This window comes from Psychrobacter sp. JB193 (genome assembly GCF_002285555.1).
GTDB classification, from domain to species: Bacteria; Pseudomonadota; Gammaproteobacteria; order Pseudomonadales; family Moraxellaceae; genus Psychrobacter; species Psychrobacter alimentarius.
In genome coordinates, this window is the sequence record NZ_NRGY01000002.1 from 118,716 (window position 1) to 137,584 (window position 18,869).

General features: G+C 42.8%; 18 protein-coding genes. 8 read left to right on the top strand and 10 right to left on the bottom strand.

The features are described from left to right. Nucleotides 1-88: 88 nt before the first annotated feature. From CIK80_RS08260 to CIK80_RS08275, 4 genes are all read right to left on the bottom strand, one after another. Nucleotides 89-1,351, bottom strand: a complete 1,263-nt coding sequence (locus CIK80_RS08260; protein WP_062845651.1) for an ammonium transporter — start codon at nt 1,349-1,351, stop codon at nt 89-91. 76 nt (nt 1,352-1,427) lie between these two features. Next, complete coding sequence (locus CIK80_RS08265; RefSeq protein ID WP_010197981.1) at nt 1,428-1,766, bottom strand: P-II family nitrogen regulator; 339 nt, start codon at nt 1,764-1,766, stop codon at nt 1,428-1,430. Between the two features lie 441 nt (nt 1,767-2,207). Continuing rightward, nucleotides 2,208-3,068 (bottom strand): universal stress protein, encoded by an 861-nt coding sequence (locus CIK80_RS08270; RefSeq protein ID WP_095569649.1) that lies wholly within the window; start codon nt 3,066-3,068, stop codon nt 2,208-2,210. 157 nt (nt 3,069-3,225) lie between these two features. Next, nucleotides 3,226-4,725: a SulP family inorganic anion transporter gene (locus CIK80_RS08275; protein ID WP_095569650.1), complete on the bottom strand. Its 1,500-nt coding sequence runs from the start codon at nt 4,723-4,725 to the stop codon at nt 3,226-3,228. 644 nt (nt 4,726-5,369) lie between these two features. On the opposite strand from CIK80_RS08275, the gene murD reads away from it, so the two are divergent. After that, a complete protein-coding gene (gene murD / locus CIK80_RS08280) occupies nt 5,370-6,794 on the top strand; it encodes a UDP-N-acetylmuramoyl-L-alanine--D-glutamate ligase (RefSeq protein WP_095569651.1) in 1,425 nt (474 codons plus the stop codon). Between the two features lie 282 nt (nt 6,795-7,076). Then, entirely contained in the window at nt 7,077-8,273 is a 1,197-nt protein-coding gene (gene ftsW, locus CIK80_RS08285; RefSeq protein WP_167541803.1) for a putative lipid II flippase FtsW, read from the top strand. Between the two features lie 195 nt (nt 8,274-8,468). Here ftsW and gluQRS read toward each other — a convergent pair whose 3' ends face one another. The 6 genes from gluQRS to CIK80_RS08315 all read right to left on the bottom strand — a co-directional run bounded on the left by gluQRS (nt 8,469) and on the right by CIK80_RS08315 (nt 13,997). Then, nucleotides 8,469-9,407 (bottom strand): tRNA glutamyl-Q(34) synthetase GluQRS, encoded by a 939-nt coding sequence (gene gluQRS / locus CIK80_RS08290; protein WP_179288357.1) that lies wholly within the window; start codon nt 9,405-9,407, stop codon nt 8,469-8,471. Between the two features lie 271 nt (nt 9,408-9,678). After that, complete coding sequence (gene dksA / locus CIK80_RS08295; RefSeq protein ID WP_062845646.1) at nt 9,679-10,116, bottom strand: RNA polymerase-binding protein DksA; 438 nt, start codon at nt 10,114-10,116, stop codon at nt 9,679-9,681. Nucleotides 10,117-10,607: 491 nt separating this feature from the next. Further along, entirely contained in the window at nt 10,608-11,444 is an 837-nt protein-coding gene (locus CIK80_RS08300) for a metallophosphoesterase (RefSeq protein WP_095569652.1), read from the bottom strand. Between the two features lie 243 nt (nt 11,445-11,687). Further along, nucleotides 11,688-12,506 (bottom strand): metal ABC transporter permease, encoded by an 819-nt coding sequence (locus tag CIK80_RS08305; protein ID WP_062845644.1) that lies wholly within the window; start codon nt 12,504-12,506, stop codon nt 11,688-11,690. A gap of 84 nt (nt 12,507-12,590) precedes the next feature. Next, nucleotides 12,591-13,394: a metal ABC transporter ATP-binding protein gene (locus tag CIK80_RS08310; RefSeq protein ID WP_095569653.1), complete on the bottom strand. Its 804-nt coding sequence runs from the start codon at nt 13,392-13,394 to the stop codon at nt 12,591-12,593. Nucleotides 13,395-13,454: 60 nt separating this feature from the next. Further along, complete coding sequence (locus CIK80_RS08315; protein WP_095569654.1) at nt 13,455-13,997, bottom strand: transcriptional repressor; 543 nt, start codon at nt 13,995-13,997, stop codon at nt 13,455-13,457. Between the two features lie 208 nt (nt 13,998-14,205). Between CIK80_RS08315 and CIK80_RS08320 the strand changes: the two genes are divergently transcribed. The 6 genes from CIK80_RS08320 (at nt 14,206) to CIK80_RS08345 (ending at nt 18,816) form a co-directional block, all read left to right on the top strand. Next, the gene (locus tag CIK80_RS08320; protein WP_095569655.1) at nt 14,206-15,093 is read left to right on the top strand and encodes a zinc ABC transporter substrate-binding protein; all 888 of its coding nucleotides are present in this window, start codon (nt 14,206-14,208) and stop codon (nt 15,091-15,093) included. A gap of 271 nt (nt 15,094-15,364) precedes the next feature. Continuing rightward, complete coding sequence (locus tag CIK80_RS08325) at nt 15,365-15,766, top strand: ATP synthase subunit I (protein ID WP_095569656.1); 402 nt, start codon at nt 15,365-15,367, stop codon at nt 15,764-15,766. A gap of 676 nt (nt 15,767-16,442) precedes the next feature. Next, nucleotides 16,443-17,309 (top strand): F0F1 ATP synthase subunit A, encoded by an 867-nt coding sequence (atpB, locus tag CIK80_RS08330; RefSeq protein ID WP_062845640.1) that lies wholly within the window; start codon nt 16,443-16,445, stop codon nt 17,307-17,309. A 33-nt stretch (nt 17,310-17,342) separates the two neighbouring features. After that, nucleotides 17,343-17,591, top strand: coding sequence for a F0F1 ATP synthase subunit C (atpE, locus tag CIK80_RS08335; RefSeq protein ID WP_010197960.1), 249 nt, complete (start codon nt 17,343-17,345; stop codon nt 17,589-17,591). 117 nt (nt 17,592-17,708) lie between these two features. After that, a complete protein-coding gene (locus tag CIK80_RS08340; protein ID WP_062845639.1) occupies nt 17,709-18,179 on the top strand; it encodes a F0F1 ATP synthase subunit B in 471 nt (156 codons plus the stop codon). A gap of 13 nt (nt 18,180-18,192) precedes the next feature. Further along, nucleotides 18,193-18,816 (top strand): F0F1 ATP synthase subunit delta, encoded by a 624-nt coding sequence (locus tag CIK80_RS08345; RefSeq protein WP_062845638.1) that lies wholly within the window; start codon nt 18,193-18,195, stop codon nt 18,814-18,816. Nucleotides 18,817-18,869: the final 53 nt, after the last annotated feature.

The following is an 18,869-nucleotide window of genomic DNA, read 5'->3' on the forward strand; positions in this document are numbered from 1 at the left end:
TTATAAAGTTAAAACTAATAAAAACCCGCAGAACCTTTTGGCTCTGCGGGTTTTTTGTTGGATGAGTATTTAGTAAAACATTCTCATATTATCTGACAAACTCTGGATACGCTTCCATACCACACTCAGCGATATCCGCGCCTTCATACTCATCTTCTTCAGAGATACGTAGACCAATCACTAATTTGATAATCGACCACACGATTAAGCTGGCAACGAACACCCATACAAAAATCGTGGCAGCACCAGCGAGTTGTCCGACAAACGTGACGCCTGAATTGGTAATCGGTACAATAAGTATGCCGAACAGACCTACCACACCGTGAACTGAAATAGCACCAACTGGATCATCTATTTTTATTTTATCCAATGCTAAAATAGACAGTACCACGATGACACCAGCGATCAAACCAAATAGAGTGGCTTGCAGGGCAGAAGGTGTAGAGGGTTCTGCGGTAATTGCGACCAAACCTGCAAGTGCACCATTTAAGAGCATGGTCAAATCTGCTTTGCCAAAAATTAAGCGAGCGATTAGTAGTGCGCCAATAGCGCCGCCTGCTGCTGCTGCGTTGGTATTCAAAAATACCACAGCGACTGAGTTGGCACTGGCAATATCACCAAGTTTTAATACAGAGCCGCCATTGAAGCCGAACCAGCCCATCCATAAGATCAGTGTACCAAGGGCCGCGAGTGGTAAATTTGCTCCAGGAATAGCACGTATCTCACCATTAGAGCCATATTTACCTTTACGTGCACCTAGTAGCAAAACACCTGCCAAGGCTGCTGCTGCCCCTGCCATATGTACAATACCAGAACCGGCAAAGTCAGAAAAACCCATGTCGCCAAGATTGTATAAGCCAAAGACATCATTACCGCCCCATGTCCAGCTTCCTTCCAACGGGTAAATAAACCCAGTCATAATGACCGCAAACAATAAAAAGGACCATAGCTTCATACGCTCAGCCACTGCACCTGATACGATGGACATACAGGTCGCAACAAACACCACTTGGAAAAAGAAGTCAGACGCAGCGGAGTAAACAGAATCACCACCAAAGCCATTTTCTGCTGAAGCAGCCAAAGCATCTTGTACCAATGTCTCACCGCCTGCGATACCGCTTAAGAAAAACTCGCCACCATACATAATCGCGTAACCGCATACCATGTACATGATACTAGCAGTAGCAAAAAGGGCGACGTTTTTGGTTAAGATTTCAACCGTGTTTTTTGAACGAACCAGACCGGCTTCTAGCATAGTGAAGCCCGCTGCCATCCACATGACTAGCGCCCCACATATTAAAAAGTAAAAGGTATCAAGTGCGTACTGGAGCTCGAAGATTTGGTTTTGCATGTTAATTCCCCCTTGAATTGATGCAATAAGCTATCGGTATGACTGTTATGGTCTATCTATAAATTGGTCTGATGCGTTAGATAGCATCAGGACCTGTCTCGCCTGTACGTATACGGATGACTTGCTCAAGCGCTGTGACAAAGATTTTGCCATCACCGATTTTACCTGTACTAGCAATGCGAGTAATGGCTTCGATTGCAGGTTCAACCATCTCATCGATAACAGCCACTTCAACCTTTACTTTAGGTAAAAAATCCACCACGTACTCTGCGCCACGATAAAGTTCTGTGTGACCTTTTTGGCGACCGAAACCTTTGACCTCAGTAACAGTGACACCTTTTACTCCGATGTCAGAAAGCGCTTCACGTACATCATCGAGCTTAAACGGTTTTAAGATCGCAGTGATTAGCTTCATAAAAAATTCCTTATTTGTGTGATGCCGCAGGTTGATAGAGACATTAGGATATATCGTATCGCTGCCTTGCTTACTATTAGTCATTCAAGAACTGTGCCAATTTACTCAAGGGGGGAGGTAAATCGGATATATTTTCTAAGAATGATGACAGTTGTGGCAAAAGATACTGACTCTGCTACAACGGTAAAAGCCATTGTAGCCAGCATAACTAATGTCTATCGACCTTTGGCGTGAACCAACGAAAACTTTATTATAACCAACTTTTTAAGTGCTTGGGGAGGCTATCCCCTTATTTCATGTGATGTTTTGCTAACTTGATTTAATAAGGCATTATTAGAATTTGATAAAGAGAGAATGAAGAGATGAGCGCAACAAAGACAAGCAGCAGAGCCTGATGTTACTCATACTCTGCGCTTAGATAGAGGAGACTTGGGTCTAAGACTACGCGTAATCTTTCGGTAAAAGAAGGTAAGGTGTTTTAGTACTGTGTAGCAGTTTTTTGGTATCGCTGCCTTTTAGTAGGCCACGCAGACGAGATTGGCCAAAAGCACCTGTCATCAAAAGCCCGATATTGTTTTGAGTTTGATAGTAATTCAAAGCCGCAGTCACATCACGGCAGTCTAATAGGGCTTTTTTAGATTTGATACCCGCCTGCCTGAGACGCGCATAGGCTTCACGTAGCGCATCACAATTCTCAGAGTTCTCTTTGCCTACCATGACAATGTGAACCGTCAAAGCACGAACAAGGGACGTCTTGCACAGCCAATTAAGGAGTTTGTGAGAAGTTGGACTATTATCGAAGGCGAATAAGGCCGTAGTAGGGGGCAAAAATGGTGCATGAGTCACCAAAATGGGGCAATGACTGACTCTAATCAGTTGGCCCAATGTTGATCTGCAGGTCACATGATGACCGATCACAATCAATTGTGCTTCATCATCGACATAATCGATACTCTCACTCAAGTTTTCGTGGCGATGTAAGGTATAAGTCTTAAGTTTATGGCGCTGCTGTTCGCAGTAGGTGGTGGCTTGATGTAGCAGCAGTTTGCCTTGCGATTTTAGTTCACAATTACCCAAATGCTCTGTGGTTGTGAACTGCTCGAGCAAAGTGTTTTCATCATCGATATTCAGGCAGCCTGAATAATTGACAGCGGCTTTTTGTTGCAAGCTAGGTACAGAATGTAGCAATCCCACAGGTGCTTGCATACGAGTAGAAGCCCACATACTTGCCTCTAATACGGCTTGTACATGATCTGGGCAGTCCAAGCAGGCGATCACACTATCGGGTTTTAAATTACTCATAAGACCACTCTATCATTGCAGTAATAAGATGCAGCTGCTTGCTTCAACTAAGGGCAGTCAGATTGATACCCAGTTTTTATACCAATACAGCTGTTTATTCAACCGTTTATTGATGATCGACATCTGAGGTCTGTTCGATCAATAAATGTAGCGTTGATTAATCGAGCAAACCAATCTCGCGAAGATCATGGACAGAAAAGCGATCAATCAAGGTTCGACTTGCATGATTGAGTCCCACCACTTTGACATCTGTGCCTTCACGTTGCAAGCGCATAACCAGCTTATCCAACGTATCGACGGCACTGATATCCCAAAAATGTGCTTGGCTGACGTCGATCTGAACGTTGTCCAATGCTTCTTTGGTATCAAAACTGCCTAAAAATTGTGTCGTAGACGCAAAGAAGACTTGCCCTTGCACATAATAATAGCGCGTGTTGCTGCTTTCATCATACTCACTAAATATGGTTAAAAACTGACCAATCTTATTGGCAAATGCCAAGGCGGAGAACAACACACCCACGCCGACGCCATAAGCCAAATTGTGTGTAAACACGGTAGTCAAAACGGTCGCTAACATCACAATATTGAATGACATAGGATGCGTTTTAAACTCGCGAATAGATTGCCAATTAAACGTACCGATGGAGACCATAATCATCACTGCAACGAGGGCTGCCATTGGGATTTGGCTGACCCACTCACTTAAAAATACCACCATGATGAGCAAAACCGCCCCTGCGATCAAGGTAGACAACCGTGTCCGCCCACCTGATTTGACATTGATCATGGACTGACCAATCATCGCACAGCCCGCCATACCACCGAAAAAACCAGAAACGACGTTTGCCATACCTTGGCCGCGACATTCACGGTTTTTATCACTTGGTGTGTCTGTCAGTTCATCGACAATCGTGGCTGTCATCATAGACTCTAATAAACCAACGATGGCAAGCGCGATGGAATAAGGGGCAATGATAAATAGCGTGTTTAGGTTCAATGGAATATCAGGCATCAAAAACATCGGTAGTGAGTCAGGCAGATCGCCCATACTGCCAACATTACGAATATCAAGATTCATATACATCGCAACAGCGGTTAACCCAACAATACAGATAAGGGGTGAAGGAATGACACGCCCAACCTTAGGAATGAGCGGGAACAAGTAGATAATCGCTAAACCCACTGCGGTCATGATATAAACCGTCATACCGACGCCTTCAGTCATCGGGTTTAGCTCTGGCAGCTGAGCGGCGAATATCAATATTGCCAGCGCATTGACAAAGCCAATGACCACTGAGCGCGAAACAAAGCGCATCAAATTACCAAGCTTTAAAATGCCCATCACAATCTGAAAGACACCGCATAATAGAGTCGCTGCCAGTAAATACTGTAAGCCATGCTCGGCAACCAAATCGACCATCACCAGCGCCATGGCCCCTGTCGCTGCCGAAATCATAGCAGGACGACCTCCGACAAAACTGATGACCACAGCGATACAAAACGAAGCGTATAGGCCAACTTTGGGATCAACCCCTGCGATGATAGAAAAAGCAATGGCTTCAGGAATTAAGGCCAGTGCAACGACCAAACCTGATAAAACATCACCGCGTACATTGGAAAACCACTCATCACGTAAGTTATCAATAAAAGATGTCATAAGTAAACTGTATAAGGTTGGAGGCAAAAAGAGTAATCATTATTCACTGATAAAATGATTGCGTCGCTATAATCATAGCGGTTCATTTTTACAACAACGTGAGCTGTGTCGCGTTGTGGCATTAAATTATTAAGGACCAGTACAAAATATGTTTACTCACATTACGCATGCGCTCAACAATCATCAACACAAGGATAAATGCTGTGAGGTTACCTAAAATCATGTTTAAAATAGGATGCGTAAAGTCAGGTATTAAAAATAGCGTATATAATAACGAATAGCGTCAGCAGTGAGTTGCTGCGTTAGAGAGTGATAAATAACCTGTCAGATGACAGCGACAGTCTGATATACCGTTATCACAACATGGACTTTGGCTAAAGAGATGACAATAGCGCGCCAACGGTGACAACATGATAAACTAAAACGGGTGGATTAATACCCAGTCATATATAAATCAGAATGACTATTATAACATTAGCTTCTGTATATAAAAACAGGCGCATCATAGCATAAAGTCATAAAAAAGCAGTACCGAAATCTAAGCGATACCGTTATGATGCTTCTCATCTGAATAGTATCGTTTTGCTTATTGCCACCCTAGGTTTGTTTGATGCCATTTCGCGCATTTAATAGAAGGAATAGATATGACCACCAGTACTGCAGCAGACGTTTTACTTCATAAAGGCAGTGGTCTACAAGTCGTGGTCGGTTTGGGACAGTCGGGGCTATCGGTCGCGCACTATTTGGCCAATCAAGGCTATCAGGTAGCTGTCACAGACGCGCAAGCTGCACCCAAGTTAGCCAATCAGTTACCTCCTGAGATTAGCATTCGCCAGTTTGGTAGCATCGACGCAGAGCTATTACAACAAGCGGCACGTATTATTATTAGTCCTGGTATCTCTCTTGATACTGGTGCTGTGGCGGCTGCACGGCAAGCGAACATTCCTGTCGTCAGTGATATTCAGCTATTCTGTGAAGCTTGCACTGTACCAATAGTAGCGATAACAGGCTCTAACGCCAAAAGTACAGTGACGACATTGGTGGGACAAATGGCAGCGGATGCTGGGGTGAATGTTGGTGTCGGAGGTAACATAGGCGTACCAGCATTGACCCTACTTGCCAATGACGATATGGAACTGGCCGTGCTTGAATTGTCCAGCTTTCAGCTAGAAACGGTGACCAATTTGGGAGCACAGGTGGCCACGGTACTGAATATGTCGCCTGATCATTTGGATCGCCATGGCGATATGCTTGGCTATCATCAAGCAAAACATCGTATCTTTCAAGGTGCCAAATCTGTGGTCATTAACCGAGAAGACGCACTCACTCGCCCGCTGGTTGCCGATAACCTACCTAGAGTGAGCACCAGTATTCAGGCTCCTGATAAGGGGCAGTATGGTCTTATCATTGATTCTGAAGGTCAAACTTATCTTGCGCGCGGTACAGAAAGGCTACTGTCGGCAGACAAACTGTTGATTAAAGGTCGTCATAATTTGCTCAATGCCCAAGCTGCATTGGCATTAGGTGAGCTTGCCGGTTTGCCACTTGATAGTATGCTACAGACTTTGCAACAGTTTTCAGGACTTGATCATCGCTGTCAGTACGTCGCCAAAGTTGCTGATATCGATTATTTCAATGATTCGAAAGGTACTAATATTGGTTCGACCATAGCCGCTATTCAAGGACTCGGCGAAGTCTATGCGCCAAAAGATGGTAAGCTATTATTGATTTTAGGCGGGCAGGGTAAAGGTCAACAATTTGGTGAGTTGACGCCTTTTATCAATCAATATGTCAGTCATGTACTGATGATTGGAGAAGATGCCAAAATGATCGAGCAGCATCTTCGATCAGCTAAGCTAAGCGAGGATGTCGCACTCTATCAGTGTCAGACGATGGAGAATGCTTTTGCCACTGTACCACAAGTGACTAAAAGTAGCTTATCACAAGTGCAGGCTGTGTTATTGTCACCAGCTTGTGCCAGCTTTGATCAATATAGCGGTTATGCTGCCCGTGGTGAACACTTCATTCAACTCGTTAATCAGTTGAGTATGGCCAATCAGGTGGTCTGATTAAGTAGACGCTTGCATTTTCTGCATAAATGATTGTTTTGGCTATAGATTACTGCTACTGTCAACCATGATTAGCCTATTGGGTAGTAGCCTCTATGGTTCGCTCAACGATATGTTGCATATTAAGGCTGTATTGAACGGGGAATAGATGTTGAGTACGACATTATTCCTCTATCAGGATTGGGCCGTACTGTCGGCATCTGATTCGATTTACTGCTTATTTTTCAAACGGTGGCGTTTAATAGACGCCGTGTTTTTTCGTTCGTTAGTGTATATAAAATTATGGCGCTCTCTTCCTTGTTTCGTTCCTCATCTCAGCCAAAACCAGCCTCAGGTACAGATGGTGTGCTATCTATACCGTCAGCCCGTGCCATCTTAATCTCAAGCGTCGGCTGTATGATGGTGCTAAGTTTATTGATGGTTGCTTCTGCATCCATTCCTTTTGCGCTCAGTCGCGGTATGACAGAGCTATACTTTTTTGATAACCAGCTTCTATATATGGCCATCGGTCTGATAATTGCGGCTATCCCTTATTATGGCGTGTCCTTACGAACCTTATATAAGACTGAAACTCAGTTTATGTTATTGGGCATCACTGGCTTATTATTAGTAGCCACCTTGTTTAGTGCGCCAATTAATGGTTCTAAACGCTGGCTAAATTTGGGCGTTTTTAATTTTCAGGTGGCAGAGCTGGCCAAATTGGTCATGATTGTCTTTGTCTCGGACTTTGTGGTGCGACGCTCGTTTGAAGTACGTAATGGCTTGGATGGCTTTTTGCGGATTATGTTGGTGGTTGCGCTGATAACTATCTTGTTGTTGTCACAACCAGATTTTGGTTCCTTCGTTGTGATTTTAGGTACCATCTTTGCGATTTTTTATATCGCTGGTGCCCCTTATAAGCATTTTTTAGCATTGGGCGCAGCCGCCATTGGTGGTGCCGTTCTGATGGTGACAACGGCACAGTATCGATTGGTGCGTGTGCTGTCGTTTGTCGATCCTTTTGACGATGTGCAAGATACCGATTATCAGTTAGCACGCAGTTTGATTGCTTTTGGTCGCGGAGAGTTTGCCGGGGTGGGTTATGGTGAAAGCATACAAAAACTCTCGCATCTACCAGAGGCGCATACTGATTTCTTGTTGGCCATTACGGGTGAAGAACTGGGGTTTGTTGGTGTCGCTATGGTATTGATACTTGAGGCACTGATTATCGGTAGTGCGATGCGTATCAGTTATAACGCGCTAAAACGTCGACAGATGCGTATGAGCTATACCGCGTTTGGGATTGGTGTGGTGTTCATCGCGCAGACAATCATTAACGCTGGTATGAATATGGGTGCGCTCCCAACCAAAGGCTTGACCATGCCATTCTTCAGTTACGGCGGTTCTTCTATGCTGATTAGCTTGGTGATGGTGGCTCTACTATTAAAAATTTATAAAGAAAGCCCTGAGATTGAAAAGAGTCAGTGCCGTTATTACTAGATGAAAATTGAAAGCGCTACGCCAATAACGAGGTAAGACTGGGATGAATTTTACTCGCTTGCTGCGTGTTTGACACGTCAGAGGCTTCGAAAAATTCATCCCAGTCTTATAGTAGCATTCATAGTAATAATGGTCTTAATAAGTGAATTTTGAGTTTGTTAAAGTGTCGCTAATGGTGGCGCTTTTTTGTGCTTATTACTCAATAGCGCTGAGCTGTTGTTTGCCTTGTAGAGGCGTATTATCCCACTGAGCAATCGCCTGTTTGAGCATATTGGCGGGTGTGTCTTTGTCAACGACAGGCTGCTGTAATAGCTGGAGCGCTTTAGCAATTAAACCACTAGGGTCACGTGTGTCGATGGGCTGAGCAAGGTTTTGTTTAGAGAGTTTTTGCCCATCTGGGTTGCAAATCAGTGGTAAATGATACCAATGGTCGACGGCTGGCAGCTGAGCGGCATGCATGATACTGACTTGTGCTGTTGTCATTGGCAAGATATCCAAGCCTCGCATGATATGAGTGATTTGCTGCAAACCATCGTCGATACTCGCTGCCAATATATAGTTAATCATACCATCTTGGCGACGAGCCACCATGTCCCCCAATGTCTGCTGAGGATTGTCCCATTGTATGCCTTGAATGCCGTCGTTAAAGCCAATCCAATAATCTGGTAACTGTATGCGTAGCTTATGCTTCTGCCTATCTAGCTCTTTAGAGACACAGCAGCGTGGATAATGCGTTCTATTTGGCTGTAATTGATGGGTTTCATCCAAAGCGTTTGCCTGCTCTTCCTTTGCCCAATACTGCTCCAAATTCTTACGTGAGCACTCACAACCGTAAGTTAAAGGACGCAGAGCAGAGAATAAGTAATCATTATAAATATCGATGCGTTCGGACTGATAAATAACATCGCCATCCCAATGCAGCCCAAGCGCTTCTAGGTCTATTAGGATTTGCTCAGTAAATTGCTGGTCGCAGCGCTCGGTATCCGTATCTTCAATGCGTAATAGCCATCGACCACCCAATGATTTTATGTGGCAAAAGCTGGCAAGGGCGGTCGTTAATGAGCCCAGATGTAACTCACCAGTTGGTGAAGGAGCAAAACGACCAATAGGCGGGGGTGTGATTGACGTTGGCATAAAGATTTGAGTGACTTGTAAAATAAAAGATGAGTGATAAAAGAGATATATGACTAGAATAATAAAGAAGGCGGCAAAAAGATATGCATAAACTAGGTCTATTTTAGTTAGATTTAGTTCATCATGCGTATCAGCTGTCTTTACTCTAGCGCAGAAAAGACAATTACTTATGATTGCTAGTCAAAATTGCATAGTATGAAACGCAACGAGCGACCAATAGCATGGTCGCTCGTGTTTTTACTTAACGCATCGTATTATGTGAGAAAGTCTTTTAAGCGCCCTGATTTTGACGTTCTTTGATCTCAGACAGTGTCTTACAATCAATACATTGGGTGGCTGTCGGACGAGCTTCAAGACGGCGTAGACCAATCTCTACCCCACAAGTCTCACAAAATCCATAGTCGTCATTTTCAATCTCTGCCATAGATTTGTCGATTTTGCGGATCAGCTTACGTTCACGGTCACGCGTACGTAAAGCCAATGCAAACTCTTCTTCTTGAGTGGCACGGTCATTGATATCTGGCATGGCACTTGATTCGTCTTGGATATAGGTCTTAGTACGATCCGCTTCGCCAATCAATTGGTTTTTCCAGTCTAATAAAATAGCCTTGAAGTGCTCTAGCTGCGCATCAGACATATACTCTTCGCCTTCGGCAGGCACATAAGGAGTAAATTTCACTTCACTCGGGTTTGTGGTCAGGGTGCTCATATAGGTATCCTACTTTTCTCAAATTAATTCAATAAAACGACGTATCAAAAGACAAGACGCTATCAATTTACCAACGCTAAGATTTGTCCCTTTACTAAACGTTTTACCACTTGGTGACACAAGTAACACAGCTGATCTAATAGTACGGTATCTTGATGTGCTGACATTGACACATGGCTAGTCAGGTATATTGTTGTATATTTTTTTATTTAAATAGCATCGTCTATACAATGCTACAAATTGTTGACTGTGAAAACTTAGCTTGTGGTCGGTCAAGCCATCCTAGCTATTATAATTCTGCCCAATATCCAATATCAGGTAGTCCTCGTTTTATTCTATAAGTTGTATCATTGTTTCTAAAAATAATGAAGTGATTTTTCATATTACCAACCTCTTTACCTCGTGAAGCCTTCCACATTTAACCAAAATATATGGGCTAAAACCATAGCGCACAAGGCCTAGACTCATTAGGTTGTCAATAAATCTGGGCATCAAGTATCCAGTCTTTCAACCCAGCTTGCAACCTTTCCATTGTTGGCTAATTGCAACCAGCGATAACCAGGCTGAGTGCTTTTATCATAAGCAAAATCGTTTTCAAAAGGCTTAAACTGGTAACAAGTAGAGGGCGTGCTGTAGACCGTCACCCCTTGACGATGACGAATCTGATCTTGGTGAGTATGACCGCTGATAATGACCTTTAAATGTTCATATGCTGCCATATGTTGCCAAAAGTCTTCGGCGTTTTCTGTCATATGACCATCAATCCAAGCAGAATCTACTGGTATTACATGGTGATGTAGAGCAATTAAAGCAGGTTTATCGCAGCTCTCTAGTCTTTTGCACAACCAAACAATATCCGCAGGCGTCACTTCACCTGCCACTTTACCTGTGATAGACGAATCCAATAACAACAACTGCCAATAATCTGTATCAATAACATGTCGACTCAGTAAACGGGCATCGGTTGGCTGAGGAATCAATTGACGCTGTAAAAACGGTAAATCGGAACCTGCTTCATCGGTGACATCATGGTTGCCAGCAATACAAGCAAACGGGATACCAGTTGCGTGTAGTGTCTCAAAAATATGATCATAAATCGTGGTCTTAACTTGATTGACCAAGTCGCCAGTCACAAGAATCAAATCACAACGAATTTTTGTACTTAATGCTTGGTGTAGAACGGTCTCAAAGCAATCTTGACAAACAGCTGCTTTATCATCGCCATCCGTTATAGACGTCAGAGGCGTTGATAAGTGCAAATCTGTGATCTGTAGTATGTTTACCTGTTTATCTACTGTACTGATTTTATGAGCCGGATAGGTTGGCATTGGATGAGCCCCTTATCGAGTCAAAACAATGAATGTTGTTAAAATAAATAAGTAAGCGCCTTCTATCGTTTACTGCCGTTATGCGTCGCATCAATGAGCATCTTCAACGAAAGTCTAACGTGGTTGTCAATAATGCTAAGAAAAATTTATAACATAAAGCCCATGAAAGCTCTAGCATTATTGATAAAATAAAGTTGAATTAGAAAGTAGGGCAAAACAATAATGCTTGGCCCTATATAGCGATTAATGACGAGCAGACCAAAACTTCTTAGCGATCAGTTTTGAGACGATTAGCGCCACAAAGAATAAAATGGCTAGGATTAATACGATAGAGAGTCCAGTCTGTATATCGAGCCAAATGCTACCCCAAACGCCTAATGTGACACCAAGCTGAGCAATAAGCAATGCTATGATTACCATATGTTTCGGTGATTTTGACCATAGACGCGCTGTGAGTGCTGGCAAGACCAACAAGCCACTGATTAATAAACTACCCACCGCTTGTAAGGCAATCGCGCAGAATCCTGCCAGCACACCCATAAAAAATAGTCGCTGACGGGTTGGATTGATGCCCTGAATACGGGCTAACGCTTCATGGGTGGCAAGTTTGATTTGCGCCGGCCATATATAAATAAGCAAGCCCAATCCAACGGCTACGCTGCCAGCAATCAACGGCAAATCGGCCCAATCTAGCTCAAGCAGATTACCAAATAAGAATCCCAGCACATTGGCCTGATGGTCGGTCAACTGAGTCAAGGTTAATAGACCCAAACATAGTAAAGATACCGCCACAACTGCCAATACGGCATCAGATGGCAGGCGCTCATCATCAATCAGTACTAAGCCAAATACCACCACAAGACTGACCAAGCCAATACCAATACCCATTGGTAACTGCCACCATACTGCCAAGGCAACGCCGAGTAAGGTGCCATGTGCCAATGCATCCGCAAAAAATGCCATACGTCGCCACAATACCAAACAGCCTAAGGGTGCTGATAACAGCGCTAAAATACTGCCAGCGATCCAAGCAGGGGCAATGATGGCTAACCAAGCAGTCATAATATATATCCGTAAAATTTTTATAAAGCATAACGCCGAAGGCAAATATTATGCATTCAGCTTAGGTGGGTTTGATGGTAATAATTAGAGCTCAAGCTCACTTGGTGCGCGATGTGTACAAGCGTGAGGCTGATGTACATAGGGCTGCTCGTAGTAATGACCAAAAAGCTTTTGAAATTCTGTGCTAATCGCAAGCTCGCTTGGTTGCCCCTCACAACAAATATGCTTATTCAGACAAATCACTCGGCGACTGCCTCTCATGACCCAATGTAAGTCATGGGATACTACCAACATGGCACAACGCAAGAAGTCTGGTAATTGATCGATGAACTGATAAAGCCAAACCTCAGTGTCAGGATCTAGTCCTTGCATAGGTTCATCCAAAACCAGTAAATTGGGCTTGTCTAGTAATGCTCGAGCCAGCAATACGCGCTGTGTTTCCCCGCCAGACAAATGTAACATTTGTCGCGATAATAAATGAGTCAATGACAAATTATCAAAGATGAACTGGCGCTGCTCAGGCGTTAACCTTGTTTTGTTTGCTTGCCCCAATAAATCGCTTACTCGTAACGGCAGTATGGGCGGTACAGTAAAGCGCTGCGGCACATAGCCAAGCTGCAAGGGTTGATGTGCTTTAATGCCACCTTTGGTTGGATCAATCAGCCCTAAAATCAGCTTCACCAATGTTGACTTACCAGCGCCATTAGGACCGACAAGACTCACTGTTTCATTGACAGCAATATCGATATTAATATCTGAGAGTAACCGCTGTTGCCCAATGTAGTAACTCACATTTTGCAAACTCAATAGCTGCGTTTTATCATCGATAGCGTGAGTATCAGTGGGGGAGACTGATTGTTTATTCGAAGAGAAGGCAGAAGTTTTCATAAGGTCACAGCGACTTAATTAAAAAAGAATAGAAATAAGAAGTATCAGTAATAATACGACTTATCTTGACTGGCATGTCTGACATAAACCACTCAGCTCAATCACACTACGTGCGACAACAAAACCAATGTCTTGTTCAGCAAAACCCATCATCTCTTGTACGGGTAAGCTACTACATTCTTGTACACGTTGGCACTGCTCACAAATCAAAAATGCTGCCGTATGTTGCGCTCTTGGATGACAACAAGGTACATAAGCATTGATAGAAGTCAATTGATGAATCAAGCCTTCACCTAATAAAAACTCCAAACTGCGATAAACGGTCGGCGGTGCAACGTTCTTCGGGGCTTGTTTTTTTGACGTCTCATCTGAGATATCAGATTCCAACGATCGCATTTGCTGCAACTGGGTGATTAAATCGTAGGCACCAATAGGTTTGTTGGCCTCTAATACCAACTGATATATTTGTTGACGCAAAGCAGTAAAGCGTGCGCCAGTTGAGGTACATTGCTCTTTGGCTGCCGCCAAACGTTCAGTCACATCCTGCGGCGTAAAGTCTTGTACATCATGCAAATGTTCGCACATAGATAAACTGTTGGACATACTGCATGCTCCTAAAAATAAAATGGCTCGTTTTATTATAGTATTTTTTGTTTTATCATAGTATTTTTTATTGTTATAGTATAACATAATAAAGTGAAAAACAGAGGAGTTGTCTTAAATTATCTCGACATACCTCTATTTTCAATCATCCAAGTTATACCAAGATATTGATTCATCCTTCTATTATTCAACTATCTAAGAAGTTACTATGATCTCAGTTTCCAAACTTCCCCTATGTTCAAACGTCTTATCAAAAAGATTGCTGATGACAGGTGCTATGCTCTTTGGCTCTTTGGCTCTACAGGCACAAGCAGCAACGGTTAGCGTCAGTAACCATCCAATGGCTCTACTTAGCAAAGCAGTCACTGAAGGCACGCCCGCTGCCAATCAAATCCTACAAGCTGGTGATGTCGGCCATCATGGGAGTATCAGTCCAAGTGATAAAAAAGCCATCAAAGACAGCAAGTATGTGGTTTGGTTTGGTGACGCTTTAGAAAATAGTCTTACAGGAAGTTTAAAGACCGCACCCAATGCCATCGCACTATTCGATTTTAAGACCTTTAATCGTCATCCGCTTCGTGATATCACAGGCGCACCGATTGCAGGTACTCTTGACCCGCATATCTGGCTTGATCCAGAAAACGCTAAAGCCATCACCCGCGCATTGGCAGTTATTCATAGCAACGCCAATCCAGAATATAAAGAAACTTACCAAGCCAACACCGAAAAATTTGCTCAGCGTATGAATGCAGCCGTCGCTCAAATCCAAAAGACCAGACAAAAAGCTCGTCCTTATTGGGCATATCATGACGCGTATCAATACATAGAGGATGCAGCACAAGTAAAGCTGGCTGGCAGTTTAAGCCCAGATCATCACTTGTCTCCAAAAGCCAGTCAATTGCGTTGGTTGAACGAGCATCGTCCTGCCAAACAGATGTGTTTGGTCAATCAGAGCACAGCAGCAAAAGGCCTACTTGCTAAGCTACAGCCAGTCAGCACTACCGTACAAATTGAAGACATGAGTGACAGTCAAGAATTTGTAGAAGGTTGGACAAATATGGCGCAGCAAATCAATCACTGTATCGATGGTAAATAAGATTAAATGCAACCATTGACCAAATAAGTGTTAGTATATGCACAAATCAAGTCAATCAAATGTATATGAGACTTGGTTTTGGTCATGGTTTGATGTTAAATAATTGACAAATTTAATATTATGCTTGCTTAAAGGAGTTAGGCTCCTTATAATAAGTAGCGTTTTATTTTGGTTAAAAAGTAATGATATAGCGTAAGCTGTTTAAGGATAAAAATATCGTACGCATAGGTATACGACATTATCCTGCTGCTATAATGCTATAGGAATACTCATGACCAAGCCTGCTAAACGCACACAAAAAGATAAAATCGGCATCTATATCAAACGCCAAGCATGGATATTATTTATTCTTATCCTGATTGTTTGGACACTAGATACGGTTTGGCTTAACAGTAGTCAGTTGACCATAGCGAAAAGTACCGCGATTGGTGCGCTACTTAGTTTTGTCACTCAAGCAGTATTTGCTTTTTTTATTTTTTGGTATACCGGTTATCGCGCGCGCCAACATATTGTTAGCCAGCTTTACCGAGGTCAGATGGCCAAATGGTTATTGACCGTGTTTGGTTTCGCACTAATTTTTATTACCGTACAACCCCTATCAGCGCCTGCGCTGTTTATCGGTTTTATGGTAATGCAAATTAGTCACAGTTGGATGTTGTGGCATATACGCTAGTGTTGATAAATAATCGCTATTCAGATAATTGATTAATAGCACTTAGCAAGTCACCCTGCCGTCCAGCTTCTCTATGACTAGTTTTATCAAGTCAAAGCATAAAAGCTGTTTGCAAACAGTACCGATGATTTTTGAACCGCTGTATGAGCGTTTGAAACAAACGCAACATGCAATGAATGAGTAATGGAATAGACAGAGGGTTCTGTTCAAGATAATTAAATATTTACAATTTAATTATCCTTACAAAGCTATATTAGTAAACGTTACTAGTGGCTAACTTATTCATACAACGGACAAAAAAATCATAATTGACTTTACACGAATACAACGCTGCATTAATATAAGCGGCTCAATATTCTGCTTATAAGCGCTGCGCTAAGCGCCGGCTGTGAAAACACGGTATTAAGCAAGCACACATATAATAATTTTGCGTATACATGCAAGGGCTATTACTGAATTATCATAAGCCCTTTTTTGATAACCAAAATTTATTTCAAGTTATTACATTTTGCATTAGTAATAGAACTATGGGTTGGATGTTATTGGTTATATGAGCGCTTTAATATAATTTATTTATTTGCTAATTAGTATGATAAATAAATATATCGAACCTCATCAAATGACAACCATATTTTTGGTAGTTGATTAAATCGTTGATTAATAAGAAGCTTACATTATGGCATCCGAACAAACATCATCAGAATATATCTCTCACCACTTAACGAATTGGACGTACGGCTATCTGCCGGGCGAGGGCTGGAAAGTTGCCTATACTGCTGAAGAAGCAGGGCTAATGGGCTTTAAAGCTATCCACCTTGATTCTATGCTATGGTCAATTGGTCTAGGCGTTTTATTTTGTACCATTTTTTGGATGGTTGCAAAAAAAGTCACTTCAGGCGTGCCAGGCAAAACTCAAGCAGCGGTTGAGATGATCGTCGAGTTTGTTGATAGCAATGTTCGTGATTCGTATAGTGGTACTTCAAAATTGATTGCGCCATTGGCGTTAACCATTTTTGTTTGGATCTTCTTGATGAACTTGATGGACTTAATACCTGTTGACTTTATTCCAGGTATTGCGGGTCAAATTGGCGCTGCTATGGGCCACGATCCACATCATGTTTTCTTTAAGATCGTTCCAACGACTGATCCCAACATCACGCTTGGCATGTCATTCTCTGTCTTTGCACTGATTATCTTTTATAGCATTAAAGAAAAAGGTTTGGGCGGCTTTATTGGTGAATTAACACTACATCCATTTAGTGCCAAAAACCCAATCGTACAAGCAATTTTGATCCCTATCAACTTCATCTTAGAAGCAGTTACTTTGATCGCTAAGCCAGTGTCACTTGGCCTACGTCTATTCGGTAACATGTATGCTGGTGAGTTGATTTTCATACTGATTGCTCTAATGCCGTTTTGGATTCAATGGGCGTTATCGGTACCGTGGGCTATCTTCCACATCTTAGTTATTACACTTCAAGCGTTCGTATTTATGATGCTGACGATAGTTTACATGTCGCTTGCATCATCAACTGAACATTAATTAGACATTCAATAGGTAAATGAGGATACATCAATGGATCCAGTATTAGGTGGTTACACAGTTATCGCAGTAGCGCTACTTATCGGTCTTGGCGCACTTGGCACAGGTATTGGTTTTGCTATTCTAGGTGGCAAATTCTTGGAAGGTGTTGCGCGTCAGCCAGAGCTTGGCTCACAATTGCAAACTCGTATGTTCATCGTAGCAGGTCTTCTTGATGCTATTCCGATGATCGGTGTTGGTATTGCTATGCTATTGTTGTTCGCTAACCCTCTAGCAGGTTAATCCGAAAGCTCAGTTGTAAATGTTTGGTACTCAAGTGCTTTCTATTAAATATAGTCAAAATTTGACTGCCAAACATGATCAATGAAACTGATTTTTCATTAACAAAGAGGTGATCACGTGAATATCAATTTTACCCTCGTCGGTCAAGCCATTGCTTTTGCAATATTTGTGATTTTTTGCATGAAATTCGTGTGGCCACCACTTATCGGTGCCATTAATGAACGTCAGCGTAAAATCACTGAAGGCCTGAATGCCGCAGAAAAAGCAAAAGCAGATTTGGCAACCGCGGAGCAAGAGGTCCAGAACGAACTTGATCTTGCAAAGACCAAAGCTGCTGCTTTAATCGAGCAAGCGAACAAGAGTGCAAATCAGCTTGTTGAAGATGCCAAAGCGCAAGCCCAAGCGGAAAGCGAGCGTATTCGTCAACAAGCTCAAGCGTCTATCGACCAAGAAATCAATCAAGCGCGTGAGTCATTGCGTGCCCAAGTCGCTGAACTAGCAGTACTTGGTGCAGAAAAGATTTTGCAAGACAAAGTCGATGTGCAAAAACATGCCAGCATGTTAGACCAACTGGCGGCGAAGCTGTAATTGTGAGGATATAATGGCTGACTTATCAACATTAGCACGACCGTACGCTAAAGCCGCGTTTGACTATGCCAACGAAAACGGGGTAGTAAATGAGTGGGAAGATTTCTTATTTATTGCCAGTACCGTTGTCAATGACAAGTCTTTTAGCACTTGGCTAGACAATCCAGCTGTTTCTGCTGAGCATAAGTCAGCTGCTTTGATCGATCTTTATGATACACAAATAGCTAGTCCTAATGACTCTGCTTTTAAGCAATTGTTAGGTGAGACTCGAGGGGTTCGCCCTGACAGTAATGCCAGCTATCCAAATGTATCAGTAGCACTTAGTAACTTCGTTAAACAGTTATCAGAACAAGAGCGTCTGGCGCTGCTTCCTGAAGTTTATGAGCATTATCGCCGCCACAAGGCAATAAGCTTAAAGCAGCTTGACGCATATGTGACCTCTGCCTATCCATTGACCGACGCCCAGCGTGAAACGCTTCAAACGCGTCTTGCCGCATCGCTAAATGCTAGTGTGGTGATTCACGAGTCGGTCGATCCGAGTCTATTGGCAGGCGCCACCATCAAGGTCGGTGACAAAGTCATTGATGATTCGATGCGCGGCAAGTTACAACAGTTAAAAACACAGCTAACTGCCTAATACCATTTATTAACGTAGTCATATAACAACTACGTAATTATCAGAGTATTTAA